The organism is Kitasatospora sp. NPDC058218, assembly GCF_042882445.1.
Classification (GTDB): Bacteria; Actinomycetota; Actinomycetes; order Streptomycetales; family Streptomycetaceae; genus Kitasatospora.
In genome coordinates this window covers 1-17,974 of the sequence record NZ_JBHVWC010000084.1, presented here as the reverse complement: position 1 = coordinate 17,974, position 17,974 = coordinate 1, and the positions used below count along the sequence as shown (strand labels likewise).

Sequence of the window (17,974 nt, the reverse complement as noted above, 5' to 3'; positions counted from 1 at the left end):
CAACGTCCGGCGGCACGCCCGGCGGAACGTCCTGCGGAATGGCCGCCTTCCGGACCGGTCTCGTTCGCATGCCAGTGCGCCATTCGCGTGTACGTACCCGGCCGGAGCCCCGATCCGGCGCGGGAAGCGGCCCCGGTGTGCGGCTCGGGTGAAGGGACGGTGTGCGAGGTTGGCCTCGCCCGAGGCCCTGGGTACCGTCGGTGGCACGCCGGACCCGTCATGGTTGCCATGTTCAACTCGGGCCGCGGCAGGGGGATTTGGGGTCGACCGGGGAGCGGGGGAGCTCCGGCCGTCGTGTCCCGTTCAGGACCGGTCCGCCCGGTCCGCACGCAGCCGATCGAGGAACAACCCCCTGACCCGCACCCGCTCCGCCCCGACACCCACCGCCGCCACCCGGCCAGCCCGGGCGGCCGCCGTACCGACGCCGCCGCGCCGTGCGAGCCGCGGACGCCGTCGGGTGCCCCACCGAGGTACCGCCCGGTCCACCGACGCGGCGAGCCACCCGCCGCCGCGCCCGCCTGCCCGCCCGTCGCTTCGCCGCGCCCCTCGCCCGCCCGTCGCCTCTCCGCCCGCCCGCTCGGCCGGCCGAGCCGTGTCCGGTCCGGTCGGCCGGACACCCCCAGCAGCGCGTCCGCCCCGTCGGCGGGTGCGCGGAAGGAACGCACCCATGCGCCGACCCGCCTGCCGTCCTCCCGTCCGCCCCTCCCGCACTCCGGGGGTGGCCCGATGAGCGCCCTGCCCCGTCGGCCCAAGAGCCCGCCGGGCCGTCCCCGCAAGAGCGCCCCGCCGGGCCGGGCCCGCCCGCGCCGTGCGTCGCGCCGCCGCGATCCGGTCGGCGCGCTGCGCGCCGTGCCCTGGCGCTTCGACCTGCCCGCTTCGCTGGTGGTCTTCCTGGTCGCCCTGCCGCTCTGTGTCGGCGTGGCCGTCGCCTCCGGCGTCCCCGCCGAGCTCGGGCTGGTCACCGGGATCGTCGGCGGCCTCGTGGTCGGTGCGCTGCCCGGCAGCAGTCTCCAGGTCAGCGGGCCGGCCGCCGGGCTGACCGTCCTGGTCTACGAGGCCGTCCAGGAGTACGGCGTCGGCGCGCTGGGTGTCCTGGTGCTCGCCACCGGGCTGCTCCAGCTGGCCATGGGCGCCCTGCGCCTGGGGCGCTGGTTCCGCGCGATGTCCGCCTCCGTGGTCCACGGCATGCTGGCCGGCATCGGCCTGACCCTGCTCTTCGGCCAGCTCTACGCACTCGCCGACCGCAAGGCGCCCGCGACCGGGCCCAAGAAGATCGCCGGTCTGCCCGCGCTGCTGCGCGACGCCGTCACCGGCGCGGCCGCACCGAGCGCGGTGGCTCTCGGCGTCGCCACCCTGCTGGTGCTGGCCTTCTGGAAGCACCTGCCGGCCAAGGTGGCCCGTGCCGTACCCGCGCCGCTGGCCGCCGTCGGCCTCGCGGCCGCGGTGACGGCCGCCGCCGACCTGCCGGTCGCCCGGATCCGGGTCTCCGGCCTGCTCGACGTGGTCCGGCTGCCCGAGCGCGACGCGCTCGGCGCACTGGCCGGCACGGCGGGCCTCGGCACCATCCTCGCCTTCACCCTGATCGCCTCCGCCGAGACGCTGTTCAGCGCGGCCGCCGTGGACCGGATGCACCACGGCCCGCGTACCGACTACGACCGCGAGCTGACCGCCCAGGGCATCGGCAACACGCTCTGCGGGTTGCTCGGGGCGCTCCCGATGACGGCGGTGATCGTCCGCAGCGCGGCCAACGTCCAGGCCGGCGCCCGGACGAAGGCCTCCCGCGTCCTGCACGGACTCTGGCTGCTGCTCTTCACCGCGCTGCTGCCCGGCGTGCTCGGCCTGGTTCCGCTCACGGCGCTGGCCGCCGTGCTGGTGCACGCGGGCGCCAAGCTCGTCCCGGTCCGGCGGATCGTCGGGCTCTGCCGCGAGCACCGGGGCGAGGCGGCGGTGCTCGCGGTGACGGCGGTGGCGATCATCACCACCGACCTGTTCGAGGGTGTGCTGATCGGGATCGGCCTGGCGGTGGTCAAGTCGGCCTGGCAGACCTCGCACCTGCAGATCGCGGTGGAGGAGCTGCCGGTCCCGGCCGGCCCGCCGCCCGGCCCGGTGATCGGCCCGCCGCCCGGCCCGGCGATCACCGGGGCGACCGCCCCCGCGCCGGGTGGGGGCCCGCTGCGGGTCCGGTTGAGCGGCAACGCGACCTTCCTGCGACTGCCCCGCCTGCTGGACGCCCTGGAGCGGCTTCCGGCGGACCGCCCGGTCGAGCTGGACTGGTCGGGGCTGCGCCATCTGGACCACGCCTGCACGGTGGCGCTCAATACCTGGGCCGACCAGCACCGCGCCCGCAGCTCGGCGCCGCTGGCGGTCGAACCGCCGCTGCCGACGGTGGCCTGACGGGGCGTCGGGGCTCTCGCGCCGTCCGGAGCGCCGGGCCGGCCGCCCGGACGGCGCGCAACCTCGCCGTGGCGGTCCGTCGGCAGCGCGGGTCCGTCCGTAGCGCCGGTCCGACGCGAGTGCCGGTCTGACGAGAGAGCCGGTCCGACATGAGCGCTGGTCCGTCACGAGTGCCGTGCCGGCCGTCCCGGGCTCGGCCCCGTCGGGCGGCTAGCCTGGTCGCGGCGCCGGGGTGCACGACGGACCGGGCGCCGCGACCAGCACCGGGCGAGAGGAGCAGCAGAGCCGTGATCGCAGCGTTTTCGGTCACCCCGCTGGGGGTCGGCGAGGAGGTGGGGGAGGCGGTCGCCGCCGCCGTCCGGGTGGTCCGCGCGAGCGGGCTGCCGAACCGCACGGACGCGATGTTCACCAGCGTCGAGGGGGAGTGGGACGAGGTGATGCCGGTGATCCGGGAGGCGATCGAGGCGGTGAAGGCCTACAGCGGACGGGTCAGTACCGTCATCAAGATCGACGACCGGGCCGGGGTCATGAACGGGCTCACCGCCAAGGTGGCCTCGGTGGAGCGCCACCTGGCCGAGGGCTGAGCGGGCCGACCGGCCCTGCCCGCCGGCCCCTGCGGGTCGGCGGGCAGGGCTTCGGTCAGCGGACCGGGGCGGGCTGGGCGTTCTGTTCGGCCCGGTCGGAGCCGTAGGCCCGGCCGGCGGTCCACCGGGGGAGCAGTCGGTCCACCGCGAACGGGCCGGAGCCGAGCGCCGCGATCGCGAGGAAGGCCCAGCAGAACAGGACCGAGGCCTCGCCGCCGTTCTGCAGCGGCAGCAGCGCGTGCTCCTGGTGGACGGTGAAGTACGCGTAGGCCATCGAGCCGGAGCAGAGCAGCGCGGCGGTCCGGGTGCCGAGGCCGGCCAGGACCAGCACGCCGCCGACGAGCTGGATCAGCGCGGCCCACCAGCCGGGCCACTGGCCGACCGGGACGGACCCGCCGCCCTTGGCGCCGCCGAGTACGCCGAAGAGCGAAGCGGCGCCGTGGCAGGCGAAGAGCAGGCCGATGACGACGCGAAAGACCGTCAGGACGATCGGGCGGGCGGCGTCGACCGCCTGTTGGGGAGTGCTAGCCGGCATGGGGACGTCTCCTTGTGGGGAGGGGTGGGGGGACGGGCGGCGGTAAGGGTACCCTTATCTGAAATCGGTTGACAATACTCTGTCAAATCGACCGTGTTCGAATTTGTTCACCGTCCGTTGTTCGTGGATGAACGGTCCGTTGCCGGCGGGGCTTTCGGGCCGGCGTGCCCGGTATGCGGTGCCCGGCGTGTCAGTCCTTCGCATCTTTCTTGACCGATCGATCTATATATGACTAGGGTTCAGACATGGCACGGACCAAGGAATTCGATCCCGACACGGCGCTCCAGGCGGCTCTGGAGCTGTTCTGGCGGCGAGGCTACGAGGCCACCTCGATGGCGGAGCTGGTCGAGGAGCTCGGGATCGCTCGCGCCAGTATCTATGCGACCTTCGGCAGCAAGCGCGAGCTCTACCTGCGGGCGCTGGAGCGCTACGGCGAGCAGCACAATCCGGTGCTGCTGGCCGAGCTGTCGCAGCCCGGCCCGGTGCTGCCGGCCGTCCGCGGCCTGGTCCGCCGCTTCGCGAGGGAGGCCGGCGAGGACGGCGCGGACGGTCCCAGGCGCGGCTGCTTCGTCACCAACACCGCCGTCGAACTCGCTCCGCACGACCCGGACGCGGCCCGCCGGGTGGCGGCCAGCCTCGGTCACCTGGAGACGGTGCTGACGGCCGCGCTGGTCCGCGCCGAGGCGCAGGGGGAGCTGCCCGGGGGGCGCGATCCCCGGGCGCTGGCGCGGATGCTGCTGGTGCTGATGCAGGGCATGCGCGTGATCGGCAAGGCCGGTGACGGTGCGGCCCGGCTGCGCGACGCCGCCGAGCAGGCGCTCGCGCTGCTGGACTGAGGGGTCCCGGGTCGACGGCTGCTGGAGCGAGGGTCGCGCCGACCCTCGCGGTCGCGGTGCCTTGCTGTCCTCATTCTGGATCGAACGGTAAGTATAGTGAGGGGGATTCGATGGCACGGGGGGTTTCGACGCCTAACCGGACGTCTTCGCGGGTGTCCGACCGGACGCCTTCAGGGGTGGCTGACCAGGGCGGCGCCGCACAGGCGGCGTCGCGGACGCCTCCGCCGACCTCGGCGCCGCCGTCACCGCGGCCGGGGTTCGCCCTGCTTGGTGCCGTACAGGCGACGCTGATCTTCACCATCATGATCCTCTCCGTCCCACTGCCCCTGGTGGCAAGGGAGTTCGGCCTCGGCCCGACCGGCATCCTGCTGCTCAGCGCCGCCTACGGACTCTCCTTCAGCTCCCTGCTGCTGCTCGGCGGCAGGCTCGCCGACCGTCACGGCGGCCGTCGGATGCTGCGCACGGGCCTCGCCCTGCTGGCCGCCGCCTCGGTCGCCGGCGCCCTCGCCCCCACCTTCCCGATCATGCTCGTGACGCGCTTCGCCCAAGGCGTCGGCGCCGCCCTCGCCGCCCCGGCGGCGGTCGCGGTGGTGCGGGTGCTCTTTCCCCGATCCGCCGACTACGGACGGGCGATGGCCACCTGGGGCGGGCTCTCCGTGCTCGGTGCCACCGGCGGCAGTCTGCTCTCCGGGGCGGTCACCGCCTGGGTGTCCTGGCGCTGGCTGTTCGCCGTGCCGGTCCTGGTGGCGCTGGCGGGGCTCGTCCTCTCCGGTCGCCGGCTGCCCCCCGCCGATCCCGGCGCGACCGCGCCCGCGGCGCTCGACCTGCGCGGCGCCGCGCTCGCCACCGCCGCGGTCTGCGCGGTCAGTTACGGCCTGGTCGCGTCCGGGGAGCACGCCTGGAGCGAACCCGTGGTGCTGCTGCCACTCGGGCTCGGTGCCGCCCTGGTGCCGGTCTTCGCGGCCGCCGAACGGCGCACCGCCGAGCCGCTGCTGCCGCCCGGCTTCCTCGCCGACCGCCGCCGGGCCACCGCCCTGGCCGCCGTCATGGCGACCGCCGCGGCCACCGCGCTGACCTTCCTGGTGCTCCCGCTCTATCTTCAACAGCTCTGCGGCTGGGGCGTGTTGGCCACCTCGGCGGCCTTCCTCCCGTACGCGGCGGTGCTGCTCGCCGTCGGTCGGCTGGCCGGACCACTGACCGCCCGCTACGGTCCGGCCGCCGTCACCGCCGGTGGCCTGGCCGTGGCCGCCGGAGGCCTGGCGCTGCTGGCCGGCGTCGGCCCCGGCACCTCCTACGCCACGGGCCTGTTGCCCGGGCTGCTCCTGCTGCCCGCCGGGGCCGGCCCGGCCTTCGCCGGCTCGGCGGTCCTCGCCACCGGCGGTGTCCGGCCCGAGCGGACCGGACTCGCGGCAGGAGTCCTGAACACCGCGATGGAGCTCGGGCCCACCGCGGGTGTCGCCGCCCTGATGTCACTCGCCGCCACCCGTCCGACCGCCGTCGGCGGCTACGCCGTCGCCTTCGCGGCGGCCGCCGCGGGCCTCGCGCTGACCGCCGTCGCGGTCGCCTTCCTGGCCCGCCCCCGAACCGTACGACCCCCGTTCACCCACACCGAGGAGTACTCCGCATGACCACGCGTTTCGCCGACAAGTCCGTCCTGGTCACCGGCGGCGGCACCGGAATCGGCCGCGCCATCGCCCTCGCGTTCGCCCGTGAGGGAGCCCGTGTCGCGGTCGCCGGCCGCACCGAGAGCTCGCTGGCCGAGACGGTCCGGCTGATCGAGGAGGAGGGCGGCAAGGCCGTGGTCCTCGTGGGGGACATCGCGAACGGCGCCGACGCCGCCCGGCTGGTCCGGGAGACCGTCGCCCGGCTCGGCGCCCTGGACATCGCCGTCAACAACGCCGGCATCCTGGGCGCGGTGGCACCGATAGCGGACCTCACGGAGGAGGACTGGCAGCGGGTCGTCGACACCAACCTGACCGGCACCTGGCTCGCCATGAAGCACGAGATCGCCCACATGCGGACCCAGGGCGGTGGCGCCATCGTCAACATCGCGTCCAACCTCGGTGTCCACATGCGCCTCGCGGGCCTCGGGGCCTACGCCGTCAGCAAGGCCGCCGTCAGCGCCCTCACCCGCAGCGCGGCCCGCGACCACATCGGCGACGGCGTGCGGATCAACTCCGTCAGCCCCGGGCCGGTGGACACCCCGATGTCCAGCCGCCCCGGCGAGAACGCGGCCGACAAGGCCGACCGGATGAGGGGCGACGTCCCCGTCGGCCGGGCCGGCGCCGTCGAGGAGATCGCCGCCGCGGTCCTCCACCTCGCCTCCCCCGAAGCCGCCTACACCGTCGGCGCCGACCTCGTCCTCGACGGCGGCATCACGGCCTGAGGCCCGCCCCGCCCGTGAGCGGCTGACCGCCCCGCCGGTCGGCCGCTCGCCCGCCTCCGGGGCGGCACCGCCCCGGAGGCGGCTGTTCGCCTCACCGGCCGGACCTCGTGGCGGCCCGGACCGACCGGGCCGCTTTTGCCATCGGCCCGCCCCGATACGATCGTTGGGCGCGACCGGCCGCCGCGGAGCGGGCGACCGAGCCGGTCGTGCGGGCCGCGAGAAGTGGCGGCGAGGGGTGCGTCGACCGCCGGCGTCACGGCGGTGCGGCGATGACACGCGACCGGTTCCCGGGGCAGGGACCGTCCGGTCGTCGAGGGGGCACGGAGGGTTTGCACGACAACAGGGCGGAGGGGGACCGCGCCGTCGCGGCGGGGAACGTCCGGGGCCTCGTGAGCACCGGGGACGGAGCCCGCATCGACCAGCGGATCTACGAACTGCCGGACTCCGCCCTGCGGCCGCCCGACCTGGTCGACGCGCCGCCGGGCGTGCACAACCTGCCGGCTCCGGACAGCCGTGTGTTCGAGGGCAGGGAAGGCGCCCTGGCCGAGCTGGCGGGCCCGGCCCCGCCCGGTGGCGGTCCGGCCGCCCGGACCCTGTACGGCCTGGCCGGCGTGGGCAAGAGCACGCTCGCGCTGCGCTACGCCCACGCGCATCTGGAGGAGCACTCCCTCACCTGGTGGATCGCCGCCGCCGACGTCACGGCCGGACTCGCGGCCCTGACCCACCGTCTCAACCCCGCGTCCGCCGTGCCGGTCGGCGCCGAGCAGGCCGCGCAGTGGGCCGTCTCCTGGCTGCAGGGCCACCACGGATGGCTGCTCGTGTTCGACAACGTGGAGGACGTCGACGGCCTCCGTCTGCTCCTCGGCCAACTGACGACCGGGCGGATCCTCGTCACCACCCGCCGCGACCTCGGCCCGCACGCGCCCTCGGAACCCCTGCACCTCGACGTCCTCGACCGGGCGGTGTCGGTCAGGGTCCTGTCCGGAATCACCGGCCGGCAGGACGCGGCGGAGCTCGACGCCGCCGGATCGCTGGCGGCCGAGCTGGGCGACCTCCCGCTGGCGTTGCAGCAGGCGGGGGCGTACATCGTGCAGACCCGCAGCACGATCGCCGGGTACCTGGAGCGCCTGAACCGGGATCCCGCACGCATGTACGACAGTGCACCCGAGGGAGGGGACCCCGCACGCACCATCGCCCGCGTCTGGCGCCACACCCTGGAGGCCATCGAGCAGCGGAACCCCCACGCCGGCTTCTTCCTGCGGATGCTCGCCCACTTCGGGCCGGACGACCTACCCCGGCACGTGCTCACCCCGGCGATGGACGACCCGGCCGACGTCGACGAGATGCTCGCCCTGCTCGCCGGCTACAGCCTCGTCGACCTGACGGACACGACCGTCGGGATGCACCGTCTTCTGCAGGCGGTGCTGCGCGGCAGCCCGGAGCCGGTCCCGGTCGTGATCGCGGCACCGCAGGAGCGTCCCGCCGGAAGGCGTTGGTGGCGTCCGTGGCGGCGCCGGCGGGCCGCCGGCGTCCGGGTGCACCTGGTGCCGGAGGCGATGACGGCCGGGTCCCTCCTCGAACGGGCCCAGGCCGGTCTGGAAACCCACGATCCGGCCGACTGGCCCGCCTGGCGCGCCCTCGTTCCGCACGCGGAAGCGCTGATGGCGCACTGCTCCCCGGAACACCACTACGTCCACCGCGAGTTGACGTTCCGGATGGGTGGATACCTGGCCCTGCACGGGTTGGACGCGCGGGCGCTGCCCTTCGCGGAGGCGTCCCTGAAGGCCGCGGAGACGGTCCTCGGGCCGCATCACCTCCGCCTCGTCGACCCGCTCAACTCACTGGCCATCGTCTGTCGGAACCTCGGCCGGTACGACCGGGCCGATCAGCTGATCAGCCGGGCCCTGACGGTCGCCGAGGCCGCGGACGACGTCGAACAGCTCGCCGCACTCGGGAATCTGGCCACCACCTACCGCAGCCTGGGCCGGAGCGAGGAGGCCCTTCCGCTCGCCGAGAAGGTCCTGGAGATCAGCCGACGGATGCCCGGGCAGAAGGGGCTGCTCGTCCAGTCCGTGTGCCTCAGCAACCTGGCCCTGACCTACCAGAAGCTGGGAATGAGTGAGAAGTCCCTGGAGCTGGCCGAGCAGGCGCTCGCCCTCAGTCGTCGGATCTCCGGGAAGGCCGCCCATCCGACGACCCTCACGAACCTCAACAACCTCGCCATCGCCTACCGGGAGATGGAACGCCACGAGGATGCGGCCCGCGTGCTGCGGCAGTGGTTGGAGATCAGTGAGGAGATCTTCGAGCCGGACCACCCGACGGTCTCGATCACTCTGAGCAACCTCGCCACGATCTATCGCGACCTCGGCCGGATCGAGGAGGCCCTTCCGCTGGTCCGGCGTGCCGCGGAGGCGAGCGCCCGGACCGCCGGGGCCGATCACCCCACCACGCTCACCAACCTCCACAACCTGGCGGTGATGCACCTGTCGGCCGGGAACGGCGACGAGGCGGTCCGGATCGCGCTCGGTGCGCTGAGGGCGAGCGCCGCCAGGTTCGGGCCGGACCATCGGATGACCCGCAAGCTCCTGTCGCTCTTCGTCCACGCGACCGCGACCGCGGAAGCTGACCAGGGGCAGGGCGGCGGGCAGCCGGCTGCCGGGCCCGCGCCGGGCTGAGGCTCGAAGCGCGGAGGGGTGGCGGGCCTCAGGCCGACAGCGCCTCGCCGTCCTCCGGGAGGGCGCAGGCGGCGGCGAGGGTGTCGAGCGAGAGGTCGAGGGCGTAGGCGAGCGCGGCGACCGTGAAGAAGGCCGGGGTGGGGGCGCGGCCGGTCTCGATCTTGCGGAGGGTCTCCGAGGAGATGCCCGCCACCGCCGCGATCTCGACCATGCTGCGCGTGCCGCGGGCCGCGCGGAGCAGTGCGCCGAAGCGCTCGCCGCGCTCGCGTTCCCAGGGGGTCAGCGGAGTCCTCACCATGTGCCGATCCTAGTCCCGCCCAGACCGTGATAGATATACCGGTATAAGAATTGGTCCTGGATCGAGGGGGAACAGTCATGGTGGAGCTCAAGTCGGACGCGGCACTGGCGGCGATGCGGGAGGCCGGGCGGGTGGTGGCCGAGGCGCTGGAGGCCGTGCAGCGCGCGGCCGGCGTGGGGGTGAGCCTGCTGGAGCTGGACGAGGTGGCGCGCGGCGTGCTGCGCGGGGCGGGAGCGGTGTCGCCGTTCCTCGGGTACCGGCCGTCGTTCGCGCCGGTGCCGTTCCCGGCGGTGATCTGCGCCTCCGTCAACGACGCCGTGGTGCACGGCATTCCGGACGGGTACCGGCTGCGGGACGGCGACCTGGTCAGCATCGACTGCGGGGCCGTGCTGGACGGCTGGGCGGGCGACGCCGCCGTCAGCTTCACCGTCGGGGCGCCGCGCGCGGAGGACGACGCGCTGATCGACACCACCCGGCGGGCACTGGCGGCCGGGATCGCCGCGGCCGTGGTCGGAAACCGGACCGGTGACATCGCGCACGCGATCGCCACCGTCGCCCGCGGAGCCCGCCGGGGGCTGCCGGAGGGGTTCGGCGGACACGGCATCGGGCGCCGGATGCACGAGGACCCGCACGTCCCGAACGAGGGCCGCCCGGGCCGGGGGTACCCGCTCAAGCCGGGGCTGGTGCTCGCCATCGAACCGATGCTGACGGCCGGTGGCCGGGACGACTACCTCACCGACGAGGACGGCTGGACCCTGCGGACCACCGACGGCAGCCGTGCCGCGCACTTCGAGCACACCGTGGCGATCACCGAGGACGGGCCGCGCATCCTGACCCTGCTGTAGCGCGGTCACGCCGTCGGTGCGGGCCGGCGCGGTCGGCGCCGCTCAGCCGAGCAGCCGCAGCCGGGTCGCGGCCACGCCCAGCCGGATGCTCTGGCCCCAGGTCAGCTCCAGCGCGTCCGTCTCGATGCCGTCGCCGAAGGCGACCAGCCGGTCCGACTCGACGGTCAGCACCAGCTGCCGGCCGGCGTCGAGCACCCCGTGCACCTGGCTGGTGCCGGTCGCCGGGGACGGCCAGGCCTCGCGGACGAACCAGGCGAGCGCGGGCGCGGCGGCCTCGGGCAGGGTCAGCGGGCCACCGCGTTCCAGCCACGCGGAGCGGCACCAGCCGGTGGCGCCCGTACCGGTGCCGACCAGCACGCCGGACGATGCCTGCGGCTCGGCCGGGGCCGCCTGCGCCCGACCGGACGCCCCACTCGGCCCGGATCCACTCCACCCGGTCCCGCTCCGCCCGGGCGCACTCAGGCCGACCGCGTCCGGGCCGGCCGCGCTCCGACCCGGGGTAGCGTCCGGCGCGCCGGTCACCGCCAGCCGGTACCGCGCCGTCTGGTGCCCGGGCTGTCCGACGTACACCTCGTTGAGGGCCAGCAGCCGCTGGGTGTCGTCCGCGACCGCCTCGACCATGGTGCGGTCCTCCAGGTGCCGGGCGCCGCTGCGCGCGACGGCGGCCGGCAGCAGGGCGGGCAGCGCGTCGGCGCGGTGGCGCACCAGGACGCCGGGGTTGCGGCCGGGGTCGGCGTCGACGCCGATCACCGGCTGGCCGTCGAGGTACTTGGCGACGTTGGCGACCAGCCCGTCCTGGCCGACCACGACCACCACGTCCTCGGGTTCGAACAGGAAGCGCGGCAGGTCCGCCCGCTCGACCCGGGTGCGCCGCCACTCCAGCGGTACGGCGGCGGCCGCCCGGGCGAGCGCGTCGGCCTGCCGGCGGTGGCGCTCCTCGACCTCCGCCACCGACCGGCCGCGGGCGGCGAGGAAGAACGCGGCCTGGCCGGGTGTGCCGTGGTGGGCCAGGAGCTCCTCGTACTCGGTGCGGCGGTGCACCAGGACGGCCCGGGGTGCGAGCGTCACTGCTCACCCGCGGGGCCGGAGAGCCTGCTGAGCAGCCCGGTGAGCAGGTCCGGGGTGACGGTGACGTTCTCGATCCGGGGCAGGTGCTCGGCCAGCCGCATCAGGGCGAGCGCCCGCAGCACGGCCGGGTCGGCCTGCTGGTGGGCGGTGAGCCAGGCGGCCTCGGCGCCGGCCCGGGCCTCGCCGAGGGCGCGGGCGGCGTCCGCCTCGGCGGTGGCGAGCCTGGTGCGGCGCTCGGCCTCGGCCTCGGCGCGGACCTTGTCGGCGACGGCCTCGTCCTCGGCCTGGAGGCGCCGGTTGGCGCCCTGCTGGGTGAGCAGCTGCTTCTCGCGGCGGGCCAGCTCGATCCGGTTGGCGAGCTCGTTCTCGGCGATGCCGCGCTCGTGCTCGACGGCGACGGCGCGCCGCTCGAAGGTGGCCCGGTCGGCCTCCTGCTGGACGAGTTCGCGGGCGGGGGTGCGCAGCGCGCGCTCCACCTCGGGCTCGGGGCGCAGCGCGACCACCCGGACGGCGATCACGGCGAGCCCGGTCTCGGTGATGCGCGGTTCGTCGGCGAGCCCGGTGGCCATCCGGTCGCGGACGGCGCTGACGCCGTCGGCCAGTGCGGCGGCGAGCGGGGTGCGGGCGAGCAGGCCGAGGGCGTGTTGCTGGGCGGTCTCGGTGAGCAGGGTGGCGAGCTGGTCGAGCGGGGCGGCGCGCCAGGCGCCGCTGTCGGGGTCGATGCCGAAGTCGACCCGGGCGGCGGCGACGGCGGGTTCGGTGATCCGGTAGGTCAGGGTGGCCTGGACGGTGACGTCCTGGAAGTCGGAGGTGCGGGCGTGGAACAGCATGGCCAGCTCGCGGTCGTCCACCGGCACCTCGGAGAGGGCGGCGGTGAGCGGCCGGAACCAGAAGGCCAGGCCGGCGCCGTCGTGGACGACCTCGCCCCGGTTCAGGTGGCGGATGTGGGCGGTCGGGACGGCGCGCAGGTGGCGCAGTCCGAAGCGCTTGGTGATGTCGGCCATGGGTGGGTCCTTCCCCTTTTCGTCACTGCGACGATATTCCCGGCCCCTTGATCTCGTCAAGGTGACGAAAAGAGGGTTTGTCGGCCGGCCCGGCGTTCGCCCCGGCCGTCGTGGGAGGATCGCCGGGTGCTGAGGATGCGAACGAAGACGCGGTGCCGGCGCCGTCGTGGGGCGGCCCGAACCTCGGCGGCGCTGCTCGCGGCCACCTGGACGACCGCCGCCGCCCTCGGGACCGTCGCGGTCGGGGCCCCGCCCGCCCGCGCGGCCGACGGCGGCGCCGGCCAGGCGTTCACCATCTCCGATCCGCGCATCACCGAGTCCAGCGGTCTCGCCGCGAGCCTCGCCCACCCCGGTGTCTACTGGACGCACAACGACAGCGACGACGGTCCGTACGTCTACGCGGTCGACTCGCAGGGCCGCACCGTCGCCACCGTCACCCTGCGCGGCGTCGAGCCGCGCGACGTGGAGGCGATCTCGATCGGGCCGGACGGCCGGGTCTACGTCGGGGACATCGGCGACAACCTCGGCGGCAAGTGGCCCGAGGTCTGGATCTACGCCTTCGCCGAGCCCGCCGAACTGCGCGACCAGACCGTGGACGTGGTCCGCTACCGGGTGCGCTACGAGGACGGCCCGCGCGACGCCGAGGCGCTGATGGTCCACCCGGTGACCGGCCGGGCCTACGTCGCCAGCAAGAAGCAGGGGGGCGGCAGCCTCTACCAGGGGCCGGAGAAGCTCTCCGCGGCCGGCGTGAACACCTTCCGCCGGATCGGCGACGTCCCCTGGGTGACCGACGGCGCCTTCTCCCCGGACGGCACCCGGCTCGTCCTGCGCGGTTACTTCGCCGCCACCCTCTACCGCTGGCAGGACGGCGCGCCCGCCGAACTCGGTTCGCTCTCCACGCCCTTGCAGCGCCAGGGCGAATCGGTCACCTTCACCGCGGACGGCCGGGCGCTGCTCTACGGCAGCGAGGGCAAGGACAGTCCGGTCTGGCGGTCGCCGCTGGACGACCGTCAACTCCCGGACACCGTCAAGCCGCTGCCCTCCGCGGCGCCGTCCTCCGGGGCGGCCGCGCCGCCGTCCGGGTCCGCGGCCCCGGGCGGGTCCGCCGGCTCGTCCTCCTCGTCCTCCTCGTCCTCCTCGTCCGACGGGCCGTCGGACCGCGCGCTGGGTGTGCTCTTCGTACTCGCCGTCGTGGGGGCCCTGTTCGGCCTGCGGAAGAAGCGCCGCGCGGGCTGACGGGCGCGGCCGGCGCGGAGTCGACCGGCTCCGTACGCCGGTGCGAGGGGCAGGTCGGGTCGAACGAGCGTGAACGAACGGCCCGGCGGCGACCGGGGTCGCGCCGGGGGCGGGTGTCCGGCCGGCTCCGATGAGGTGAATCTGTCGCCGATTTGTGACAAAGCTTGGCCAACACCCGCCCCGTGCAGGGTTTTCGTGGACGTAGTGTTCCGCCTATGTCACGGAAGAGCCGCCGTATCTCCACCCCCGACCCGGGCGACACCTGGGTCCCGCGTTCCCGGCGCCGCGAGAGTCCGCTCGCCCTGGCGGGCCACGCGGTGAAGTTCCTCGGCTACAGCACGCTGGCCGGAGTCCTGCTGGCGGGCGTGGCCCTGCCGGCGGCCGGCGCGCTCGGGCTGACCGCCAAGAACACGGCGGACAGTTTCGAGGACATCCCGGACGACTTCAAGACCCCGCCGCTCAGCCAGGCCTCCCAGATCTTCGACGCCAAGGGCGGGTTGATCGCCAAGGTCTACGAGCGCGACCGCACCGTCATACCCGCCGACCAGATGTCGCCGCTGATACGCCAGGCCCAGGTGGACATCGAGGACGCGCGCTTCTACGAGCACGGCGCGGTCGACCTCAAGGGTGTGCTCCGGGCCGCCACCAAGAACGCCGAGAGCGGCACCACCGTCCAGGGCGCCTCGACGCTGACCCAGCAGTACGTGAAGAACGTCAACGTCGAGAAGGCCGGCGACGACCAGGCCGCCGTGCTGGAGGCGCAGCGCAAGACGATCGGCCGCAAGATCCAGGAACTCAAGTACGCCATCAAGCTGGAGGAGGACCTGACCAAGGACCAGATCCTCACCAACTACCTGAACATCACCTTCTACGGCCACCAGGCGTACGGCATCCAGGCCGCCTCCCAGCGGTACTTCAGCAAGGACGCCAAGGACCTCACCGTCCCCGAGGCCGCGACGCTCGCGGGCCTGGTGCAGAACCCGTCCCAGTACGACCCCAAGCTGCACCCCGTCGCCGCCCAGAAGCGCCGCGACACCGTCATCGACAAGATGGTGGAGAACAAGCACCTCACCGCCGCGCAGGCCCGCGAGGCCAAGGCGACGCCGCTGGGCCTGAAGTACAAGGACCCGCAGAACGGTTGCATCACCGCCAACGCGGGGACGGGCTTCTTCTGCGACTACGTCCGGCACGTGGTCAAGCAGGACCCGGTGTTCGGCAAGAGCGCCGCCGAGCGCAAGAAGCTGTGGGACCAGGGCGGCCTGAACATCTACACCACCCTGGATCCGGAGAAGCAGACCGCCGCCCAGAACGCCGTCACCAAGAAGGTGTACGTCACCGACCCGGTCTCGGCGGCGATCACGATGGTCGAGCCGGGCAGCGGCAAGATCCTGGCGATGGCCCAGACCCGCCCGTACGGCCTGGACCCGAACAAGAACCAGACCGTCGTCAACTACAACGTCGACGCGGCGATGGGCGGCGGCAACGGCTTCCAGCCGGGCTCCAACTTCAAGCCGATCGTGGCCGCCGCGGCACTGGAGGCGGGCCTGCCGGCCACCCAGATCTACCCGTCCCCGAACCGGATGGACTGGCCGACGATCAAGACGTGCGACGGCACCTGGAAGAACCTGGACAAGGGAAAGAAGGGCGGCTCGATCCCCAACGAGTCGGAGAAGGAGGCCGGCCCCTACGACCTGAAGCAGGCGATGGCCCTCTCGGTCAACACCTACTTCGTCCAGATGGAGCAGGAGATCGGCCTCTGCGCGGTCAAGCAGATGGCCAACAAGCTGGGCGTCGCGACCAAGGCCAGCGGCGACCCGCTCCAGGAACTGCCCGCGCTGGGCCTCGGCACCCAGGAGGTGAGCCCGCTGGTGATGGCCAACGTCTACGCGACCTTCGCCGCCGAGGGCACCTACTGCGCGCCGCTCGCGATCAACCGGATCACCACGGTGGACGGCAAGGACGTCCCGGTCGTCCCCGAGAAGTGCGACCGGGTGATGTCCGAGGACACCGCCGACGTCATCAACACCGTGCTGCTCGGGGTGACCGAGAAGGGCACCGCGCGCGAGCTCGGGCTGGACGGCGACCGGCAGATCGCCGGCAAGACCGGTACCACCGACGAGAAGAAGTCGGCCTGGTTCAGCGGGTACACGGCCAACCTGGCCGCCTCGGTCTGGCTCGGCGGCCCGGCCAAGGGCGTGCCGATGAAGAACATCAGGATCGGGGGCAAGTACTACGCGGAGATCTTCGGTGCCACCGGCCCCGGCCCGATCTGGCAGCTGGCGATGAACCAGGCGCTGAAGGGCGTGCCGGAGGACACCTTCGACACCGTCTACATCCCGGACCCGCCCAAGCGGGATCCGAGCGCGAGCGGGAGCGGGAGCCCGAGCGGCTCCGGCGCCGCCCCGACCGGCACCGCCCCGACCGGTGGTCGGGCGGCGGACCCGGGCCGACCGCGTTCGACCCAGCCGACCCAGGCCGCCCAGCCGACCCAGCCGATCGAGCTGCCCCGGCCGACCGAGCAGGACGGCGGCGACCGGACGGACGGCTCGCAGAGCGACGGCTGACCGCACCGGCCGACGACCGTGCCCCGGACCGCCCTACGGTCCGGGGCACGGTCGCGTCACCGGCGGCGAGCGGTCAGTTGACGCCCTTGGCGGCCCAGAAGTCCTGCCGGGCCAGCACGCTGGTGTCGGTCTGGTCGGTGAAGAAGCCGTCCACGCCCAGCTCGTAGAGGTAGCGCGCCCACCCGATGGCGTCGCCGTAGGCGTTCGGGTCGGTGCCGCGGCGGTAGTCCAGCGGCAGGAAGCCGTTCTCGTTGCGCACCGTGTACGGGTGCAGCAGCAGGTCGGCCGCGTGCGCGTCGCGCACCAGCGTGGTCGGCGGCTGGAGCTTGCCGGCCGCGTCCACCGGCGCGATCAGCTGGGTGGTCGGGCCGATGCCGTGGGCGAAGGAGGCGATCCAGCGCAGCCCGGCCGGGGTGACCAGGTCGGCCACCGTGCGCCGGTCCCCGGCCAGCACGAAGTCGTACGGCTGGGTGTTCGCGGCGCCGAGCAGCTGGATCCGCGGGTTGTCGACCAGCTTGGCCAGCCGCTGCAGGCTGCTCGGCTCGAAGGACTGCAGGATCGCCCGCCCGCGCTTGCCGGCCAGGCCGGTGCGGCGCAGCTCGTCGGCGAGTCGCTCCTCCAGCGGCAGGCCGATCGAGCGGAAGTAGCTCGGGTGCTTGGTCTCCGGGTAGAGCCAGACCTCGCGGCCCAGCTCGCGCCCGCGCTTCTTCGCGAAATCGGCCAGCTCGCGGAAGGTGAGCACCGGCCAGCGGCCGTCGTACAGGGTGTTGCGCTGGCGCTGCTGCGGCAGGCGCTCCTTGGCGCGCAGGGTGCGCAGCTCGGCGAGCGTGAAGTCCTCGGTGAACCAGCCGGTCTGCGCCTGGCCGTCGATGGTCTTGGTGGTCCTCCGGTTCGCGAACTCGGGGTGGTCGGCGACGTCGGTGGTCTCCACGATGTTGTTCTCGTGCCGGATCACCAGGTGGCCGTCCTTGGTGGGGACGAGGTCCGGCTCGATGACGTCCGCGCCGAGCTCCAGGGCCAGCTCGTAGGAGCCGAGGGTCTCCTCGGGGCGGTAGCCGGGCGCGCCGCGGTGGCCGATGACCAGCGGGTGCGGCAGCCGGTCCAGGCCGGTCCCGGTGCGGACCGGGGAGCGGGTGCCGGCCGGTCCCGCGGCGGCTCCGCGCTCCTCGGCGGCGTCGGGCTGGTCGTCGGCCGGGGCCGGGGCCGCGAACGCCTCGCCGCCGGTGGCGGCGAACGCGGCCGCGCCCAGGCCGGCGGCACCGGTCGCGCGCAGGAACCGGCGGCGCGAGGAGGCCGCCTCCTCTGCGGGGGCTGCCGGGCTGCTGCCGTCGAGCGGACGGTACGTCATGGGTGCTCCTAGCTCGCACTGGTGTCGGGGCGGTGGTGGTCGTCGCCCGCAGACTAGGAGCAGTGGCGCCCGGCCGGGTGGCGTTCGGGCGAACTGCGGGAGAAGTTCCGCCGTGCCCGCGCCCGCGGCCGATCTCGGTGCGCTGGTCCCGGTGCCCCGCGACGCGCCGCGCCCCTCGGGGGTGGGGGCGGGGGAATTAGC

At 74.2% G+C, this 17,974-nt stretch carries 14 protein-coding genes; 9 read left to right on the top strand and 5 right to left on the bottom strand.

All coding sequences use genetic code 11. The features are described 5' to 3' along the window. The first annotated feature begins 726 nt into the window (after positions 1-726). Both ACFVYI_RS37460 and ACFVYI_RS37455 read left to right on the top strand, forming a co-directional pair. Positions 727-2,394, top strand: coding sequence for a SulP family inorganic anion transporter (locus ACFVYI_RS37460; RefSeq protein ID WP_387893937.1), 1,668 nt, complete (start codon positions 727-729; stop codon positions 2,392-2,394). Positions 2,395-2,681: 287 nt separating this feature from the next. Continuing rightward, complete coding sequence (locus tag ACFVYI_RS37455) at positions 2,682-2,978, top strand: MTH1187 family thiamine-binding protein (protein ID WP_387893935.1); 297 nt, start codon at positions 2,682-2,684, stop codon at positions 2,976-2,978. 55 nt (positions 2,979-3,033) lie between these two features. On the opposite strand, the gene ACFVYI_RS37450 is transcribed toward ACFVYI_RS37455, so the two are convergent. Next, complete coding sequence (locus ACFVYI_RS37450; protein ID WP_387893933.1) at positions 3,034-3,513, bottom strand: DoxX family protein; 480 nt, start codon at positions 3,511-3,513, stop codon at positions 3,034-3,036. Between the two features lie 245 nt (positions 3,514-3,758). On the opposite strand from ACFVYI_RS37450, the gene ACFVYI_RS37445 reads away from it, so the two are divergent. From ACFVYI_RS37445 to ACFVYI_RS37430, 4 genes are all read left to right on the top strand, one after another. Continuing rightward, positions 3,759-4,349, top strand: coding sequence for a TetR/AcrR family transcriptional regulator (locus tag ACFVYI_RS37445; protein WP_387893931.1), 591 nt, complete (start codon positions 3,759-3,761; stop codon positions 4,347-4,349). Between the two features lie 110 nt (positions 4,350-4,459). After that, positions 4,460-5,977 carry an MFS transporter gene (locus ACFVYI_RS37440; protein WP_387893929.1) on the top strand — a complete coding sequence of 506 codons (1,518 nt, stop codon included), beginning with the start codon at positions 4,460-4,462 and terminating at the stop codon, positions 5,975-5,977. Continuing rightward, positions 5,974-6,735 carry an SDR family NAD(P)-dependent oxidoreductase gene (locus tag ACFVYI_RS37435; RefSeq protein ID WP_387893927.1) on the top strand — a complete coding sequence of 254 codons (762 nt, stop codon included), beginning with the start codon at positions 5,974-5,976 and terminating at the stop codon, positions 6,733-6,735. The genes ACFVYI_RS37440 and ACFVYI_RS37435 overlap by 4 nt, the downstream gene beginning before the upstream one ends. Positions 6,736-7,124: 389 nt before the next feature. After that, positions 7,125-9,410, top strand: a complete 2,286-nt coding sequence (locus ACFVYI_RS37430) for a tetratricopeptide repeat protein (protein WP_387893925.1) — start codon at positions 7,125-7,127, stop codon at positions 9,408-9,410. A 28-nt stretch (positions 9,411-9,438) separates the two neighbouring features. On the opposite strand, the gene ACFVYI_RS37425 is transcribed toward ACFVYI_RS37430, so the two are convergent. Further along, the gene (locus ACFVYI_RS37425; RefSeq protein ID WP_387893923.1) at positions 9,439-9,708 is read right to left on the bottom strand and encodes a helix-turn-helix domain-containing protein; all 270 of its coding nucleotides are present in this window, start codon (positions 9,706-9,708) and stop codon (positions 9,439-9,441) included. A 77-nt stretch (positions 9,709-9,785) separates the two neighbouring features. On the opposite strand from ACFVYI_RS37425, the gene map reads away from it, so the two are divergent. After that, entirely contained in the window at positions 9,786-10,553 is a 768-nt protein-coding gene (gene map / locus ACFVYI_RS37420; RefSeq protein ID WP_387893921.1) for a type I methionyl aminopeptidase, read from the top strand. Positions 10,554-10,595: 42 nt separating this feature from the next. Here map and ACFVYI_RS37415 read toward each other — a convergent pair whose 3' ends face one another. Together ACFVYI_RS37415 and ACFVYI_RS37410 are read right to left on the bottom strand one after the other, a co-directional pair. Further along, on the bottom strand, positions 10,596-11,621 hold the full coding sequence (locus ACFVYI_RS37415) for a hypothetical protein (RefSeq protein WP_387893919.1): 1,026 nt from the start codon (positions 11,619-11,621) through the stop codon (positions 10,596-10,598). After that, positions 11,618-12,625 (bottom strand): SPFH domain-containing protein, encoded by a 1,008-nt coding sequence (locus tag ACFVYI_RS37410; RefSeq protein WP_387893917.1) that lies wholly within the window; start codon positions 12,623-12,625, stop codon positions 11,618-11,620. Before ACFVYI_RS37410 ends, ACFVYI_RS37415 begins: the two co-directional genes overlap by 4 nt. 135 nt (positions 12,626-12,760) lie before the next feature. On the opposite strand from ACFVYI_RS37410, the gene ACFVYI_RS37405 reads away from it, so the two are divergent. Together ACFVYI_RS37405 and ACFVYI_RS37400 are read left to right on the top strand one after the other, a co-directional pair. Beyond that, positions 12,761-13,861 (top strand): hypothetical protein, encoded by a 1,101-nt coding sequence (locus ACFVYI_RS37405; RefSeq protein WP_387893915.1) that lies wholly within the window; start codon positions 12,761-12,763, stop codon positions 13,859-13,861. A gap of 215 nt (positions 13,862-14,076) precedes the next feature. Continuing rightward, complete coding sequence (locus ACFVYI_RS37400; RefSeq protein ID WP_387893913.1) at positions 14,077-16,425, top strand: transglycosylase domain-containing protein; 2,349 nt, start codon at positions 14,077-14,079, stop codon at positions 16,423-16,425. A gap of 73 nt (positions 16,426-16,498) precedes the next feature. Here the strand turns inward: ACFVYI_RS37400 and ACFVYI_RS37395 are convergent, their stop codons facing one another. Continuing rightward, positions 16,499-17,773, bottom strand: coding sequence for a glycerophosphodiester phosphodiesterase (locus ACFVYI_RS37395; protein ID WP_387893911.1), 1,275 nt, complete (start codon positions 17,771-17,773; stop codon positions 16,499-16,501). Positions 17,774-17,974 lie beyond the last annotated feature (201 nt).

Bases quoted from the DNA above. Each gene is read 5' to 3' on its own strand.
- ACFVYI_RS37450 (WP_387893933.1), bottom strand. From the start codon at position 3,513: ATGCCGGCTAGCACTCCCCAACAGGCGGTCGACGCCGCCCGCCCGATC.
- ACFVYI_RS37445 (WP_387893931.1), top strand. From the start codon at position 3,759: ATGGCACGGACCAAGGAATTCGATCCCGACACGGCGCTCCAGGCGGCT.
- ACFVYI_RS37405 (WP_387893915.1), top strand. From the start codon at position 12,761: ATGCGAACGAAGACGCGGTGCCGGCGCCGTCGTGGGGCGGCCCGAACC.
- map (WP_387893921.1), top strand. From the start codon at position 9,786: ATGGTGGAGCTCAAGTCGGACGCGGCACTGGCGGCGATGCGGGAGGCC.
- ACFVYI_RS37460 (WP_387893937.1), top strand. From the start codon at position 727: ATGAGCGCCCTGCCCCGTCGGCCCAAGAGCCCGCCGGGCCGTCCCCGC.
- ACFVYI_RS37400 (WP_387893913.1), top strand. From the start codon at position 14,077: ATGTCACGGAAGAGCCGCCGTATCTCCACCCCCGACCCGGGCGACACC.
- ACFVYI_RS37440 (WP_387893929.1), top strand. From the start codon at position 4,460: ATGGCACGGGGGGTTTCGACGCCTAACCGGACGTCTTCGCGGGTGTCC.
- ACFVYI_RS37425 (WP_387893923.1), bottom strand. From the start codon at position 9,708: ATGGTGAGGACTCCGCTGACCCCCTGGGAACGCGAGCGCGGCGAGCGC.
- ACFVYI_RS37395 (WP_387893911.1), bottom strand. From the start codon at position 17,773: ATGACGTACCGTCCGCTCGACGGCAGCAGCCCGGCAGCCCCCGCAGAG.
- ACFVYI_RS37435 (WP_387893927.1), top strand. From the start codon at position 5,974: ATGACCACGCGTTTCGCCGACAAGTCCGTCCTGGTCACCGGCGGCGGC.
- ACFVYI_RS37410 (WP_387893917.1), bottom strand. From the start codon at position 12,625: ATGGCCGACATCACCAAGCGCTTCGGACTGCGCCACCTGCGCGCCGTC.